Source organism: Pseudomonas sp. HP_12, from assembly GCF_055283955.1.
The window spans coordinates 164,836-178,927 of sequence record NZ_JBTOQG010000056.1; the positions used below are offsets into that span (position 1 = coordinate 164,836).

A 14,092-nucleotide genomic window follows, 5' to 3' on the forward strand; every position below is an offset into this window, starting at 1 on the left:
GCGTTACCGCCGATAGAGTAAAGGCCCCGGCTCACGCCGGCGCTCAGCAGCCAGCAAATCCATCGGGACGTGGGACGGTAGCCGTTTTTCCTTCCTATACGTTCGGGAGCCTCTGCTAAAGCTTGAATTGCCCCACTAAACTATTGAACGACATCGCTAGCCGCGACAGCTCTTGGCTAGAGGCACTGGTCTGATTCGCGCCTGCAGCCGTCTGCGTGGATAGGTCCTGGATGTTCACCAGATTGCGATCCACCTCCCGCGCTACTTGGGCCTGCTCTTCTGCAGCGCTGGCAATGACCAGATTACGCTCGTTGATTTGACTTACCCCATTGCTGATTCGCTCTAATGCCAATCCGGCTTCGGTCGCTAGCAACTGTGTGTTTTGCACAAGAGTCCGGCTTTTGCCCATCGCATGCACAGCTTCGTCGGCACCATTTCGCACCCGACTGATCATGGCTTCGATTTCACCTGTTGAAGTTTGAGTGCGGTGAGCTAAGGCTCGCACCTCGTCCGCGACTACGGCAAAACCTCGGCCTTGTTCGCCGGCCCGAGCAGCTTCGATCGCAGCATTGAGGGCAAGCAGGTTGGTTTGCTCGGCGATACCGCTTATGACCTCCAGAACCTTGGTGATGTCATGGATCTGTTCAGCCAATGCTTCGACACGCTGTGTCGAATCGTTGATTACCTCTGTCACGGTGTTGATGGCTGTAACCGCCTGCTGAACCTGTTTTTGCCCCTTCATTGCATCTTCAGCGGTTTGATTGGATATCTGCGACGTACTGACTGCGTTTCGTGCTACTTCCTCCACAGCCGCTGTCATTTCGTTGACAGCGGTGGCTGCTTGTTGGATTTCGCCGTTCTGCGTGACTAATCCGCGCGTACTATCCTCCGTAACCGCAGTCAGCTCCTCTGCCGCCGACGCCAACTGGTTAGCCGCATCAGCAATCTGGTGTACAGTGTTTTTGAGGCCACTCTGCATGTCAGATAGCGACTTGAGGAGCTGACCCGTTTCATCCTTACCGCGCACCTCGATGGTCTGAGTAAGATCACCAATAGCAACACGTCCGGCTCCTTCCACAGATCGATAAATCGGTCGAGTAATCATCGCCGTTACAATCATCCCAAGGGCAATCGCACACGCGACGGCCACCAAACATCCAATGATCAGAGTCCAGGTGACTTGCGAATTTGTACTGGCAGCGGCCTGCGTCGATTCATTAGCTTGACGGGAGTTCGACTCAATGATGATCGATACCTCACTCATGAGCTTTTTGTATACCGGCGTTACCACGTCGTTGGCGATTCTTTTGGCCGATCCTGCATCACCGTTTTTGAGTGCAGCAATACCTGCGTCCACCGCCGCAATGTACGTCGGCCAATCGCGTTCGAAATCATCACCAGCTGCGCGCTCGTCAGCCTCCAGCGGCGTGGCCCGATACGCCTTGAACGAGGCCAAGGCCTCAGCTTGATTCATGCGATATGACTCGAAAACGGCGTCGATATCGGACTGTTCGGCATTTGAAGTGGTGAGCACAATCGCTTTATAGAGATCCCGATTGGTACCGATGAGGTTAGCCTTAACTGCATCGGTTTTTTTGATCGATACCAGATTATTACCGGTGATGCCTTGAACCTGTTCGTAGAGTCCGGCGATACCCGACTTGCCGAGTGCCGCTACGACGACAGTGATCAACGCACACAAGCCAAAGGCGGTTAGAAGCTTGGACTTCAACTTGAGATTGGTTAACCAAGACATAACGGTACTCGCCGAAAAGGGAAGGGATTACCCAGTAATCGGCCCGCAGGTGGATAACTTAAGATAGGCGGATTACACAGAGAACGTCGGCAAGCCCTCAACAAACAGGTGATCGCTGCCCCAAATGCCCCCGCATCAAGGGTCCAGGCTTGTGGGCTCAAGGAGATTTAGCGTTTCTGGAGATGAGGTAAGCGCAGTGACTTATCGCACTGGATGACAGCACCCGGTAAGGCAATGGGGCGCGCTAGTCGCCCCCTCGCTAGCCTCGATGCTTGAGACCTACTGAAAGCCGACAGTTGCGAGACTCGATACTCCCCTGCCGAAAAGGCCAGCACACCCGATCCTTCATGCTAGGCGTCTGCCGAACGATCGTCAGTTTCACCTTCTGCGTCGGTTCAATCCGATGGATACCGTCGTAGTTTGGATGATAGATGACAATATTATGAGCGCCTGTCGGTTCAAAATTCTGATCGTTAAAGCTGGTTTGCCGGTAAGCGGAGTCCACAACAGTGTCAAGCGACGCTGGTTCGGATCGTAAGACAGAACCTGTATTGGTGTCTCCATCTAGCGCTTGGGACGTAATCCCTAATGGGGGGATGAACCTAAGAGGCTCTGGTCGGCCAATCAACAAAAAAACGGCGGCGGCCACCATACCCACCACTGCTAGACAGGCGACAAGGCTACGAATGCTACGAATGCTACGAATGCTACGGCTGCGACGTCGTCGGGTCACCCTTTCCGGGGCATCGCTGAAATCCGCTTTCATTCAAGATCTATCCCTGTCTGAATGTCTTTTAGTATGTTCTTAGCAATACCGGGCTTCGACCCAGCATCGCAGTCACTGTCGCTACCGCAGAACAGCCAATCGAATGAAATATCACCTGGATCACGAGGATGAGCCGGCGTCGCTGGCCGCTCAGAGCCATAGTGGCCATTTGACAATAACAGTTCTCGGAACGCTACACACCGCAGGTCAGCGAAATTCGTGAGAGGACGAAACACTTCTTCATGATAAGTGGTCTAGTCGATGGATCGTTCCATCTACGGTTTCACTTGGCCTGATCGCTGCAGTTGGACCGATCCCACCAGCCCGTTCGACGTGATTACTAGGAATCAACCACTCAAGATTCTGTCGGAACGTAACACTCCTCAGCGGGAATGCTGCGAATGGACTCCATCCTGGTTGTTGAAGACGAGCTTCTGATCCTGAATCTGGTGATCGACGTTCTTGAAATGTATGGCTACACGGCTACTCCTTTCAGCAATGCCGATGCTGCCTGGAGATTTATCGAAAGCTGCGGCTATCCTCCGCGGTTACTGATTACGGATTTACAGATGCCAGGAGAGATTGACGGCATTGAGTTGGTCAAGCGAGTTCAGCAACTTCAGCCTTCGACGCCCGTTGTCGTCGCCTCCGGCTATCACTCAACCGCTGAGTCACTGGATGACCATCGCGTGCACTGGTTACCCAAACCGTTTGATGTCGACCAATTGCATGCAATATGCCAAAAACTTGCACCACAGCGTTAAACACTGTTCATATATACAGACTATTCAAAGATAGCGTACTGCTTGATACAGGCCGGAGCAGCGATGGCGAGCCACCCAACACGTGTAAACGATAGCTCCACCGGAGACATCAGCGGATCAGATCACAACATCTTCTTCGCTGCCGTGGAGACCACGCGCATGCCGATGATCGTTACAGACCCCAAGCGGCCTGATAACCCGATCATCTTCGCGAACAACGCATTCATCGACATGACCGGTTACAGCCGCGATGAAATCGTGGGCTCCAACTGTCGATTCCTGCAGGGGCCAGAAACCGATCCAGCTGCCGTCAAGCAGGTCCGTGAGGCCATTGCTGCCAATAACGAAGTGGCCGTTGAGTTGGTGAATTACAAGAAAGACGGTTCGGCCTTCTGGAACGCGCTTTTTATTTCGCCGGTGTACAACGAGTCCGGTGAGCTGATCTATTTCTTTGCCTCGCAGCTGGATGTCAGCCGCCGGCGTGATGCAGAAGATGGGCTGCGCCAGGCTCAGAAAATGGAAGCTCTGGGCCAGCTTACAGGGGGCATCGCACACGACTTCAACAATCTGCTGCAGGTGATGATTGGTTACCTGGACATGATTCAGCGCACCGCCGATAAACCGCATTATGATCAACAGCGGATTCTACGCAGTGCCGGTAATGCGCGAGACGCCGCTGAACGGGCGAAAACGCTCACTCAACAGCTGCTTGCCTTTTCGCGCAAACAGAAGCTTCAGGGCCGTGTGGTGAACCTGAATGCCATCATCACTTCATCGCAGGAAATGGCCGAACGCACGTTGGTCGGAACCGAAATCAGGCTTTCTCTGGCAAGTGATCTATGGAATTGCAGAGTGGACACGACCCAAACGGAGGTCGCGTTGCTCAATATATTCATCAATGCCCGTGATGCCATGGAATCACGACAGCAGCCACGTCTGACCATGGAGACCAAGAACGTACAAATTCAGAACCTGGCCTCCACGTCATATGACGGATTGATGCCTGGACGTTATGTCAGCGTGGCTATTACCGACAACGGCGCTGGTATGCCGCCCTCCATCGTCAACCGAGTGATGGATCCCTTCTTCACCACCAAAGACGAAGGAAAGGGCTCTGGATTAGGCCTTTCCATGGTGTACGGATTTATGAAGCAATCCGGAGGAACAGCCCGGATTTATTCCGAAGAGAACATCGGCACAACGATTCGGATGTATTTCCCTGTGGATGACAGCCAGCTCAATACCCTTCCCGTCATGGAGGTGATCGTCGAGCAATCAGGCCGAGAGCGGGTCCTGATTGTGGAAGACCGTCCAGACGTCGCGGAACTGGCCAGGATGGTTTTGGAAGAATACGGCTATAGGTGCGGACTGGCCTACAGCGGCAAAGAGGCGCTTGCCATTCTCAAGGGAGAGAAATTTGACCTGCTTTTCACCGACCTGATCATGCCCGGTGGAATGAACGGCGTGATGCTGGCCCGTGAAGCCAAGCGCTTTTACCCCACCTTGAAGGTGTTGCTGACAACTGGTTATTCCGAAAACTCGCTAGAGCGTACGGATGCAGGGGGCAACGAGTTTGATGTGATATCCAAACCCTACGTGCCCACCGATCTGGCGAAGAAGATAAGGCAGGTGCTGGAGGGACCCAACGGGGTAAGCTGATTGTCCGTTCTTGTTTGGTGCAGTCGCGAAAGCCCGCCAGGCTGCACTAATGGTTCTTTGAAGCGGCGTGCCAGACCGAGCATTGTCTAAGCGTGCGACCACCGCACATGGACAATACCGTGCCGCTCTGCGAGTGGTTTGCTAAAGGCCTGCACCTTGTCTCGGCGATATTTCGGGATCTGAGCAACCCCCAAATCCATTGCAGCCCAGTGCCATGCTTCAGCATTACTCATGGTCTGCGCGCTGACGTAAAAGCTCTTGTCGGCACCATCGTGAACGTAGTCGATTCGATAATGAGCGGAGTGTGGCATGGGCGACTCCTTTCCCAATATGTGACGAAATTCACTTACTCTGAGAGTTCACACACTCCTTCGTTCCGTATCTTTGAATCACCTCGGCCGCTCTGGCGCCGGCGGCGAAGTGCGTGGTTCACACTTGGGACGCGATGCAAGTGGAGAAGCCTTGATCTGCGATCAACCAATGTTCGGGTCGTGAAGCTCCATTGCTACGGGGTCACTTTGTATGATGCTCAGCTGATGCAAGCTGACATAGCTTCCTTCTTTGTATTCGACGTCACGCAAGGTTCCTTCGTGAAGGAAACCGAGCTTACGGAGAAGATGGAAGCTAGCTGCATTTTCAGGCTCAACATCTGCGTGCACCCGATGGATGTTCATATGCCTAAAAGCATGCCGTAAAACCTCCGGCAACGCTTTTTGCATAATTCCGCGCCTCCAGTAGGCAGGCAGTAGCCAGTATCCCAAGTTGACACTGCGATGCTCGTGTATCCAGTCATTGAATCCGCAGGCTCCGATGAGCTCGTCGCCCTCATACCTTGCAACACCCCACCAGATCCCCTGACGCTCAGACAACAGCCGCTCATACCACCGCATTTGCTCTACGGTCGCCTCTAGGCTGTGGTAAGACACGCCATAATGTCGTATCACGTCAGGGTTCGAGAGACCTGCGAAAACGCCCTGGATGTCCTCGGGTCGTATCTCGCGAAGCACGTAATTTCCCAAGTCAAAACTAGGTACGCTCAATGCTGTTGATGGGTTCAAATCGATATCCATATCCGCGCTTCGTCTGATCATTCGACGGCAAAATTTACGTGTCCAGAGCGCTGGAAGTCAAAGACGTCTTGATAGGAATACCGCTCTACACGGCTAGAAACTGGCAAAGGCCTTGAGGTCGAGCGGCTGCTTTGGGTCGATGGCTGTCGTTCGCAATGAACAAGATCTGCGGCCATAAAAAGGCCCCCGGACCGTCGGAAAGTCAGGGGGCCTATTTAACAGATAACCCGTTATCAGTAACTCGCGTCATCCCTCCAACTGGAGTTTCTAGTCCACTCCCCTGATCGAGCCGTTAGGGTCGATCAGGCCCTGGCGCTTTCCTTGCCACAGACCCTCAGCGGCCACGAGCCTTCCCTCGATGCTTGGTAGATGCTGGGGGATAAACGCATGATGCGACGTCAGGCGTCGCATCTGCACTCTGGGCCAGATTACAGTGTCGCTTCGATTTTCTTTGCAGCTGCTTCGCTTACCCAGCCATGCCAGATTTCCGGATGCTCCTTGAAGAAAATCTTCGCCAGCTTCGGAGAGTCGATATGCTCCTTGGTCATTCGCGCCAGGTTCTGGTTGAGTAAGTCGATGGGCAGATTAACCTTCTCTAAAACCGTTACCAGCTCTGGTGCCTGCTCGTGAAAGGTTTTCGACAACCCGACCTGAATACTGATTTTCTTGTCAACACCAGGCTTCTCTTCCAGCTTCACCAGATCGACTTGTCCCATTAAAGGCGTCGGCGTCCAGTAGTAGAAAAGGATTGGTTCCGCACGCTTGTAGCTCGACAGCACGGCCGCATCCAAAGCCGGGCCGGTACCGGGTCGGAAGTTGATGTAACTCCCTTCGAGACCGTAGCTTTTCAGCATCTCGGTATTCTCAAGCTCACAGGTCCAGCCGGCCGGGCAGTTATAAAAGCGTCCTTTGCCCGGTTCCTCCTGATCCTTGAACAGCTCGGTATAGCGGGTCAGATCGGCGATTTTTTTGAGATCAGGTGCCTTGGCTTTGATATTTCGTTTGGCGTCCCCCTCAACCAGGTATCGAGGGACATACCAGCCTTCAGTCGCACCAATGATCGGCGCGCCAACGCCAACGACTCTTCCGCTTTGGGCAGCCTTGTTCCAGACCTCACTTCGTCCCACCCATTCTTCGGCTAGAACCTGGATGTCGTTGCTGCTCAATGCACTTTCCATGGTGATGGAGTTCCCCGGAATGGTGTCGACCTGACAGCCATACCCTTCCTTGAGAATCGTCTGCAACACATCGGTCAGGAGCATGCCACTCTCCCAATTGAGTCCGGCAAATTTCACAGGCTTGCCTGAACCACACCAGCCAGCAGCGTAGGTCGGGGCGCTACCCATTACCAACCCAATAGACAGCAGACAAGCCTTCACGCTGTTTTTCATCTTCATCATCGGCGCTCCTAAGCACTGAAATAATCAAACCAGGTGTGGGCAGATGTCAGCAAAACAGGCTCAATCAGCAGTGCAGCGGCTGCGAGCGAAAAAGGTCAGCAAGATTTATATATTGTTGGAAACCAGTCTTCGCGTAGCCGTTGGCCGGTCTGCATTTCATGTCCTGGATACGGCGGAGATGTACGCCCCGGCCGCTCCACGTAACGAATATCATCACCTACCCAACGCAACGAGAGCACCCGCCGCCGCTGCGCTGCCCCATTACCCCTGGCGCCGTGCACGGTACGAAAATCGAAAAGCACGGCGTCCCCTGGCTGCATTTCCCACTCCAGCACCGGCATTCCTTCTTCAGCATCAGGATCAGGGGCGTCCCGGTAACCCTCGGCACCTTTGTAAAAATCACTCTCATCAGCCCAATGCACCGGCCTGATACCTTTCTCCCAACGATGAGAACCAGGCAGCAGTCTCAACGTCGATTCACGTACCGGATCGACAGGAATCCAGAAGCTCACAGACTGGCTACCGTCAAGAAAGTAATACGGAATATCCTGATGCCAAGGTGTCGCTTTCTGCGCACCAGGCTCCTTGACCAGGACATGGTCGTGAAAGAACTGTGCGCTAGCGGATAGCATGACCTGGGCGGCAATCGAAGCAGCGGGCGACTCCTCAACCATCGCACGAAAGCCCTCGATGCGCTCCCAGTTGCAATAGTCGTCGAAAAAACCACCTGATGCGTCGCCCTGCTCGACGTACCGGCTCGCATAAACACCCGGCTCGGCGAGATTCTGCTCGATGCCCGCTGCGATCCGGTCTATCCAGCCACTGAAAATGCCCCTTAGGCACACCGCGCCATCGCGCTGAAAAGCTTCGATGTCCTGTTGATCAACGGTGTATTCACTGTGCGTCATGACCTGAGACTCCCTAGAAAAGGTGGGCACAGGACAAATATTCCATGAGTATCAGTTAAGATAAAATAATATGTATTGATTTATCACCCAAGAAAAACTTATGAACTTCACACTTCGACAATTGCGCTATGCAATCGCTGCGGCCAAACACAGCAATCTCACGCTCGCAGCCGAGGAACTGCATGTTTCCCAGCCATCTATATCCACGGCGATTACCGAACTTGAAGGCCTTTTTGGGCAACCTTTGTTCGTTCGTCAGCGCGGGTTGGGCGTATCGCTGACGCCCTTTGGTCGTACTGTGATGACTCAGGCGAAGCGCGTACTGGCAGAAGCGCGAGGCTTTGCAGACATCGGAAGTGACGGCAGCGATCTCGCTGGAGAATTGGTTATCGGTTGCTACGCAGACCTGGCACCTTATTGCCTTCCGCAGATCCTCAAGCGTCTCCAACTCGAGTATCCTCGCGTCTCGGTCGACATGCGCGAAGGTGGTTTTGAATACCTTGGAAAGCGGCTCGGCGAAGGGACATTGGAGCTGGCGCTGACTTATGATCTGGGCCTGCCCACCCATACTGAACGCTTGGAACTCTGCCAGTTGACTGCCCACGCGCTGCTGGCCGCAGATCACCCATTATCCACTGAGTCCCACGTCAGTATGAAGGCACTCAGCGCATGCAATCTGGTGGTGACAGATCAGACTCACAGCTGGCAGCACGTGCTGGATCTGTTCAATACCTTTGGCCTTGTCCCTGAGAACGTCACCCGGGCTCATAGCTTCGAATTTCAGCGCAGTCTGGTAGCCAATGGGTTTGGTGTAGCTCTGACCTATACCAGGCCCTTTGGTGACCGAAGCTACGATGGCTTGCCTCTGGTCTGTCGCCCCATCAAGCAGGTACTTCCTCCCCAGCGAATCGTCCTGGCTTATGACCAGCGTTATCCTCTAACCCCTGCGGCCGAAGCATTCAAAGCGAAGGCTCTGGAGTGGTTCTCGGAGCGGCAGACATTTTCATCGATCTAGCGCGGTCAGGCTCAAGCGCCGCGTCGCTTCAAGGCATGATCTGCTGATTCTTCTCATGGGCAGATAGCGGCGGGTGTGCACTTGAATGGCTACTGAGCTTCCTAGTATCCGGTGGCAGTCGACATGATTCTGATAAGCACGTCGGAGATGGTCGATATTCCCTTCGTGGAGGGCCGCTTTGGCTTAAAAGCTGCCGAGGGGCAAAGACTGTGCCGATCAACTCAGCACACCACTTTCCGTCCGCACAACGAACACATCCACGACGTGTCTTACGTTCGGCTGCAGATGCTCTGCTGGACCAGACGGCATGATGGGCACGTTTTGAGACGTGTACTGCAGGCGAGAGATTATCCGGCCTGCTCTTTTTCACGTGCGGCCCCAAACTGCAATGTTAAGGTCGGCCCGGTTTAACTTCATCAGACGCTGGGGCGGCGGCCCAATCGAGCAGTTGTTCTTTGAAATCATGGCTAGCGCTCTGATAGTAAGCGATAGCCCTCGCGATGAGCGGATCGTCGACGTACGCCGCCTCCTCCTGACTCATACCCAACGCCTGGTTGTGACGACGTAAGCCACTACGTGGACTTAGAATCGCCAAGTCCTGCCCATCGAACAATCCCAAATGCTGGTAATTGCCGAGCAGCACCCTAGGGGGCAGATCAGACTGCTTCAACAGGTCCCGGCCAAAAAAAGTCGACGTGTAGCTTGCGTTCAGCAGCCCGAGTACCGTGGGAGCCAAGTCGATCTGGCTTGCTAGCTGTTTATATTCACCGGGCTCGATGAAAGCTGGAGCGTAAATAAACAGGGGAATCAGATAGTTGCTCACAGGCAGATCTTCTTTCCCTGCACTGCCGGCTGTATGGTCAGCGACAAAGACAAAGAGCGTGTTGCCAAACCACGGTTTGGTGCGCGCTTCGTCGAGAAACTTCCCAATTGCGTAGTCAGTGTATTTGACCGCACCGTCCCGGCCTTGACCAGAGGGGATATCAATGCGGCCAGCGGGATAGGTATAGGGCCTGTGGTTGGACGTCGTCATCAGCTGCAGCAAAAACGGCACCTCTTTTGAAAAACTGGTATCTGCCAGTTTCAGTGCCTGGTTATAAAGATCCTCGTCCGCCATACCCCACGCGTTTTTGAAGGAGATTTCATCTTCTTTGACGCTGCTTTGATCTTCCACACGATACCCGTTACCGCTGAAAAAAGCGTTCATGTTGTCAAAGTAGCCACGCCCGCCATACAGGAAGACCGGATCGTAACCCAATTCCCGAACCTGCCGACCGAGACTGGCGAAGCCGCTTTCTCTGCCGACTCGCTTGACGATAGAACGTCCCGGCGTAGGGGGCATAGACAAAGTGATTGCTTCCAGCCCGCGGTCGGTACGGGTGCCCGTTGCGTAGAAGTTACTGAAGTAGAGGCTTTTCTTACGCAGATCATCCAGGTTTGGAGTGAGATTTCCTGGGCCGGCGTTGCTGCCAAGGTACTTCGCACTCAGGCTTTCGATAGTCACCAATATGATGTTGGGCGTACGAGGGACTCCATCACTCACAACTTTACGTCGTACGTCCATGGGATCAGTGCCGGGAAACTGACCGGGCGGTTGCACAAGTTCCGAGCGAATGAGATTACCGGCGCGCTCGGCGCCGAGCGTGGCATAAAATTGCTCATAGTCCAGCTCGTTATTACGAAATGCAGCGAAGAACTGGTAGGGCCCGTTGCTGGCCAACTCTCGTTGGTATGCATTGCCGTTCTGCCCCCTGGGCCATTGCTGGTCTAATAGCAACGAGCTTGCACCGGCCAAGATACCCAGTGCAGCCAGACATGCAAATCGCTGACGGCGACTGCCAACAAAGGCGTGCAGCGCCTCGTTAAGTGGACGACGTAGCATTACTCCAATAACCAGTGCAAGGATCGCGAGAATTGAAAGCAAGGTTGCAACCGGATACGACTCAAGGATGTTGTTCAACACCTCGTCCGAATACACTAGGTAATCCACGGCAATGAAGTTGAATCGCACGCCAAATTCGTCCCAGAACAGCCACTCGGCGACCCCGACGAAAAGCATGAGGAACAGGCTGCAGATAAATACCCCGCGCATGAGCCAGCGATGGGGTGAGGAATGCCAAAGCCTGGCAGGACAAAGAAAAAGATAAAGCGCTAGCGGCAGCATCCCGTAACTTATAAAAGCTAAGTCATAAGCAAAGCCTACGAGATAGCTGACTGCGGAGCCGCTCCCCGCTTCGGTGAAGTGGGAGAGCAGCAGCAGCGACCTGGTCACAGAGAAAATCGACAGCCAGCAGCAAATCATCAGGAACATGAAACGCACGGGCGCGGGGCGAGTGGCAGACATACTTAATCCTTTAAGACGAATTCGGGACCTTCCCTATGGGGATCGGGGGGTCGACTAGTTGACGTCTTAGGATAGCGATCCAAATCGCAAAAATATGTCAAGCCGATCCGCATGGCGCGGAAGTGTGGCATGCATCAGGGGGGGGGTTATGACTTCTTCATCACATGGCGACCACCTTTTTGACCAGATCCCTCGACTAAGGTAAGTCACATCGCTCCTACCTTACGGGAGGACAGGTTCATTCCTACGGGATAGCGGACGCGGCTCAACTTCTTATTCCTTCGTAATACTTTGATACGTTTATGACGTATTTTTAACAGTCTCCGCTTGAAAATCGACCAACCTCCAGCGTCTGGAGCCACTCTTTTATTCAAACCGGTTAGGCTAAAAATGAATAAATTGCCTCAAATCACGCTGGCTTTCTGGATCATGAAGATTTGTGCAACCACGCTCGGAGAGACTGCGGGCGACCTGCTTTCGATGACCCTGGACGTGGGATATGCGATCAGTTCTCTGATACTTATAAGCTTTTTCGTACTCACACTCCTCGGGCAAATAGCCTCCAACCGCTATAAGCCTGCGCTCTACTGGTCTGTGATCTTGAGTACCAGCACAGCGGGCACGACCATGTCCGACTTCATGGATCGCAGTCTGGGCATGGGTTACGCCGCCGGATCCGCGACCCTGATTGCAATTTTGGCAGCCACATTTTTTCTGTGGTATCGCAGCGAAAAATCCCTGTCTGTGCATCTAATTACGAGCGCAAAGGGAGAGCTGTTTTATTGGTTCGCCATCTTGTTTTCAAACACTTTGGGCACGGCGTTAGGGGATTTTCTAGCCGACGATTCAGGCTTGGGATTCGCGGGAGGAGCAATGCTCATCGGCAGTTCCATCGCATTGATAGCGCTTTTGCACTACACCACTCGGGTATCCTCTGTCCTGCTGTTCTGGCTTGCGTTCGTGTTGACTCGCCCTTTTGGCGCGACCTTAGGGGATGTTCTGACCAAATCCCACGAAAAGGGTGGACTGGATTTTGGTACGGTCGGCTCATCCGCGGTCCTGCTTGCGGTATTACTCACATTGGTTGGAGTCGCGACGTTTTATAATCGTCAACGCTATGCAAGGCTGCCCGTGGGCCTTAACGAATAGCTTTGCGTTGCAGCGAAGATGAATGCCGATTATGCCGGTCATTACCGGCGAGGCTTGAAGTAATTCGTCACTGCAGTGAGCGAGTCACCTACTTCGCTCACTGCAGTGAGAATGTCGCTTTTCCTGACGCCGAATTTGGTCGACCAGTACCTCAGCTCAGTGGCATCACCTGGATTGATTTTTATGTCATCCGTACCACGTAAAACATTCCCTTTTTCCATGTCAGCTACCTCTCCTTTTCGCACAGGTTAGCATATGACGCATTTTTGCCCATTCCCGCCCCCGTGTTGATAGCATGCGCCTTTAAGGCGTTTAAACCTTACCTTTTTTTAGCCAATCCGTCGTTTGCGTCAAGCAGCCATAACCGGCGGCAATCCCAGCATGGGGTGAAACGACCCAGGATAGAAAGCAACGAGGGCAAGACGCCGGCATTGGATAATCACCAGGCCAAGGCGCTGCTCGAGGCGCCGGATGAAACGACGCTTGAAGGCCAGCGCGACCCGGCGCTACCTACCATTGCACCCAATCGCGGCCGGCCGCATTCACCAATACCTGGAAAGCTCAAGGCATCATCTGGCGGACAGGAAGGTGCCGCTGTTCATACCATTGCGGGGCAAGCTGACCAGCGCCGGGATCACGGCCAACGGCATCTATGCCGCCGTCACGGCCTACGCGAAAAAGGCCGGGATTGAGGTCGACGGCCTTGGGGTTCATGGACTCCGAGCAACCGCAGCCACCAACGCCCTGGAGCATGAAGCCGATATCGCCAAGGTCCAGGCCTGGTGGGGTCATGCCAATATCAGCACAACCAAGATCTACGATCGGCGTGAGAACAGGCCCGAGGACTCTCCGACCTACAAGGTGAAGTACTAAAGCAGCTGCACAGGGATGTGTCCAGTTTTGGCATAAGAAATGAAACTAAGGGGGCCTAGGGCACGACCATGGGCATAACTCAGATCTATCATGTTGTGCGCACTCATGATCTGTTCAACACATGTCTGTAGACCCTCCTGCAACTCCAGGGGCAGCCCTATCGCTCGAATCATACGTCGGGGTTCATATCTGGAATTGAGCAGGCGGCGGACCACGGGCTTCTCCTATCATTGGGGCTCACAGGTGGACGGTCACATCACCGCAGCACATGATCTGCACTCGCTAGCCCTTTGAGGTAAAACACCACACCGCTTAAGTGTTCAGCGGTTCTGCGCAATAGATTACCTCGCGCGTTGCCGTGCTTAGATATCCCTACCGCGGGTTAACG

General features: G+C 53.8%; 12 protein-coding genes and 1 pseudogene. 5 read left to right on the plus strand and 8 right to left on the minus strand.

Going from position 1 to position 14,092, the window contains the following annotated elements:
* Positions 1 to 115: 115 nt before the first annotated feature.
* Positions 116 to 979: a methyl-accepting chemotaxis protein gene (locus ACYASU_RS22110; protein WP_442969420.1), complete on the minus strand. Its 864-nt coding sequence runs from the start codon at positions 977 to 979 to the stop codon at positions 116 to 118.
* Positions 974 to 1,756, minus strand: a pseudogene (locus ACYASU_RS22115) (MCP four helix bundle domain-containing protein); the annotation flags it as partial. The gene ACYASU_RS22110 and the pseudogene ACYASU_RS22115, both read right to left, overlap by 6 nt.
* A 1,167-nt stretch (positions 1,757 to 2,923) precedes the next feature.
* Between ACYASU_RS22115 and ACYASU_RS22120 the strand changes: the two are divergent.
* Positions 2,924 to 3,286 carry a response regulator gene (locus tag ACYASU_RS22120; protein ID WP_463584065.1) on the plus strand — a complete coding sequence of 121 codons (363 nt, stop codon included), beginning with the start codon at positions 2,924 to 2,926 and terminating at the stop codon, positions 3,284 to 3,286.
* Positions 3,287 to 3,349: 63 nt separating this feature from the next.
* Entirely contained in the window at positions 3,350 to 4,945 is a 1,596-nt protein-coding gene (locus tag ACYASU_RS22125) for a histidine kinase famiy protein (RefSeq protein ID WP_463584066.1), read from the plus strand.
* 86 nt (positions 4,946 to 5,031) lie between these two features.
* Here ACYASU_RS22125 and ACYASU_RS22130 read toward each other — a convergent pair whose 3' ends face one another.
* From ACYASU_RS22130 to ACYASU_RS22145, 4 genes are all read right to left on the minus strand, one after another.
* Positions 5,032 to 5,256 (minus strand): DUF6555 family protein, encoded by a 225-nt coding sequence (locus ACYASU_RS22130; RefSeq protein ID WP_463584067.1) that lies wholly within the window; start codon positions 5,254 to 5,256, stop codon positions 5,032 to 5,034.
* 162 nt (positions 5,257 to 5,418) lie between these two features.
* The gene (locus ACYASU_RS22135) at positions 5,419 to 6,015 is read right to left on the minus strand and encodes a GNAT family N-acetyltransferase (protein ID WP_463584068.1); all 597 of its coding nucleotides are present in this window, start codon (positions 6,013 to 6,015) and stop codon (positions 5,419 to 5,421) included.
* Between the two features lie 428 nt (positions 6,016 to 6,443).
* Complete coding sequence (locus ACYASU_RS22140) at positions 6,444 to 7,412, minus strand: ABC transporter substrate-binding protein (protein WP_463584136.1); 969 nt, start codon at positions 7,410 to 7,412, stop codon at positions 6,444 to 6,446.
* A 98-nt stretch (positions 7,413 to 7,510) separates the two neighbouring features.
* A complete protein-coding gene (locus ACYASU_RS22145) occupies positions 7,511 to 8,323 on the minus strand; it encodes a phytanoyl-CoA dioxygenase family protein (RefSeq protein ID WP_463584069.1) in 813 nt (270 codons plus the stop codon).
* 100 nt (positions 8,324 to 8,423) lie between these two features.
* Here ACYASU_RS22145 and ACYASU_RS22150 point away from each other — a divergent pair, with 100 nt between their 5' ends.
* The gene (locus tag ACYASU_RS22150) at positions 8,424 to 9,338 is read left to right on the plus strand and encodes a LysR family transcriptional regulator (protein ID WP_463584070.1); all 915 of its coding nucleotides are present in this window, start codon (positions 8,424 to 8,426) and stop codon (positions 9,336 to 9,338) included.
* Between the two features lie 391 nt (positions 9,339 to 9,729).
* Here the strand turns inward: ACYASU_RS22150 and ACYASU_RS22155 are convergent, their stop codons facing one another.
* Positions 9,730 to 11,682 carry an LTA synthase family protein gene (locus ACYASU_RS22155; protein ID WP_463584071.1) on the minus strand — a complete coding sequence of 651 codons (1,953 nt, stop codon included), beginning with the start codon at positions 11,680 to 11,682 and terminating at the stop codon, positions 9,730 to 9,732.
* Between the two features lie 390 nt (positions 11,683 to 12,072).
* On the opposite strand from ACYASU_RS22155, the gene ACYASU_RS22160 reads away from it, so the two are divergent.
* The gene (locus ACYASU_RS22160; protein ID WP_463584072.1) at positions 12,073 to 12,831 is read left to right on the plus strand and encodes a COG4705 family protein; all 759 of its coding nucleotides are present in this window, start codon (positions 12,073 to 12,075) and stop codon (positions 12,829 to 12,831) included.
* 41 nt (positions 12,832 to 12,872) lie between these two features.
* On the opposite strand, the gene ACYASU_RS22165 is transcribed toward ACYASU_RS22160, so the two are convergent.
* Positions 12,873 to 13,052: a DUF3606 domain-containing protein gene (locus tag ACYASU_RS22165; RefSeq protein ID WP_463584073.1), complete on the minus strand. Its 180-nt coding sequence runs from the start codon at positions 13,050 to 13,052 to the stop codon at positions 12,873 to 12,875.
* A gap of 217 nt (positions 13,053 to 13,269) precedes the next feature.
* On the opposite strand from ACYASU_RS22165, the gene ACYASU_RS22170 reads away from it, so the two are divergent.
* Positions 13,270 to 13,704, plus strand: coding sequence for a tyrosine-type recombinase/integrase (locus tag ACYASU_RS22170; protein ID WP_463584137.1), 435 nt, complete (start codon positions 13,270 to 13,272; stop codon positions 13,702 to 13,704).
* Positions 13,705 to 14,092 lie beyond the last annotated feature (388 nt).

Bases quoted from the DNA above. Each gene is read 5' to 3' on its own strand.
- ACYASU_RS22130 (WP_463584067.1), bottom strand. From the start codon at position 5,256: ATGCCACACTCCGCTCATTATCGAATCGACTACGTTCACGATGGTGCC.
- ACYASU_RS22125 (WP_463584066.1), top strand. From the start codon at position 3,350: ATGGCGAGCCACCCAACACGTGTAAACGATAGCTCCACCGGAGACATC.
- ACYASU_RS22160 (WP_463584072.1), top strand. From the start codon at position 12,073: ATGAATAAATTGCCTCAAATCACGCTGGCTTTCTGGATCATGAAGATT.
- ACYASU_RS22120 (WP_463584065.1), top strand. From the start codon at position 2,924: ATGGACTCCATCCTGGTTGTTGAAGACGAGCTTCTGATCCTGAATCTG.
- ACYASU_RS22140 (WP_463584136.1), bottom strand. From the start codon at position 7,412: ATGAAGATGAAAAACAGCGTGAAGGCTTGTCTGCTGTCTATTGGGTTG.
- ACYASU_RS22145 (WP_463584069.1), bottom strand. From the start codon at position 8,323: ATGACGCACAGTGAATACACCGTTGATCAACAGGACATCGAAGCTTTT.
- ACYASU_RS22150 (WP_463584070.1), top strand. From the start codon at position 8,424: ATGAACTTCACACTTCGACAATTGCGCTATGCAATCGCTGCGGCCAAA.
- ACYASU_RS22155 (WP_463584071.1), bottom strand. From the start codon at position 11,682: ATGTCTGCCACTCGCCCCGCGCCCGTGCGTTTCATGTTCCTGATGATT.
- ACYASU_RS22135 (WP_463584068.1), bottom strand. From the start codon at position 6,015: ATGGATATCGATTTGAACCCATCAACAGCATTGAGCGTACCTAGTTTT.
- ACYASU_RS22165 (WP_463584073.1), bottom strand. From the start codon at position 13,052: ATGGAAAAAGGGAATGTTTTACGTGGTACGGATGACATAAAAATCAAT.
- ACYASU_RS22110 (WP_442969420.1), bottom strand. From the start codon at position 979: ATGCAGAGTGGCCTCAAAAACACTGTACACCAGATTGCTGATGCGGCT.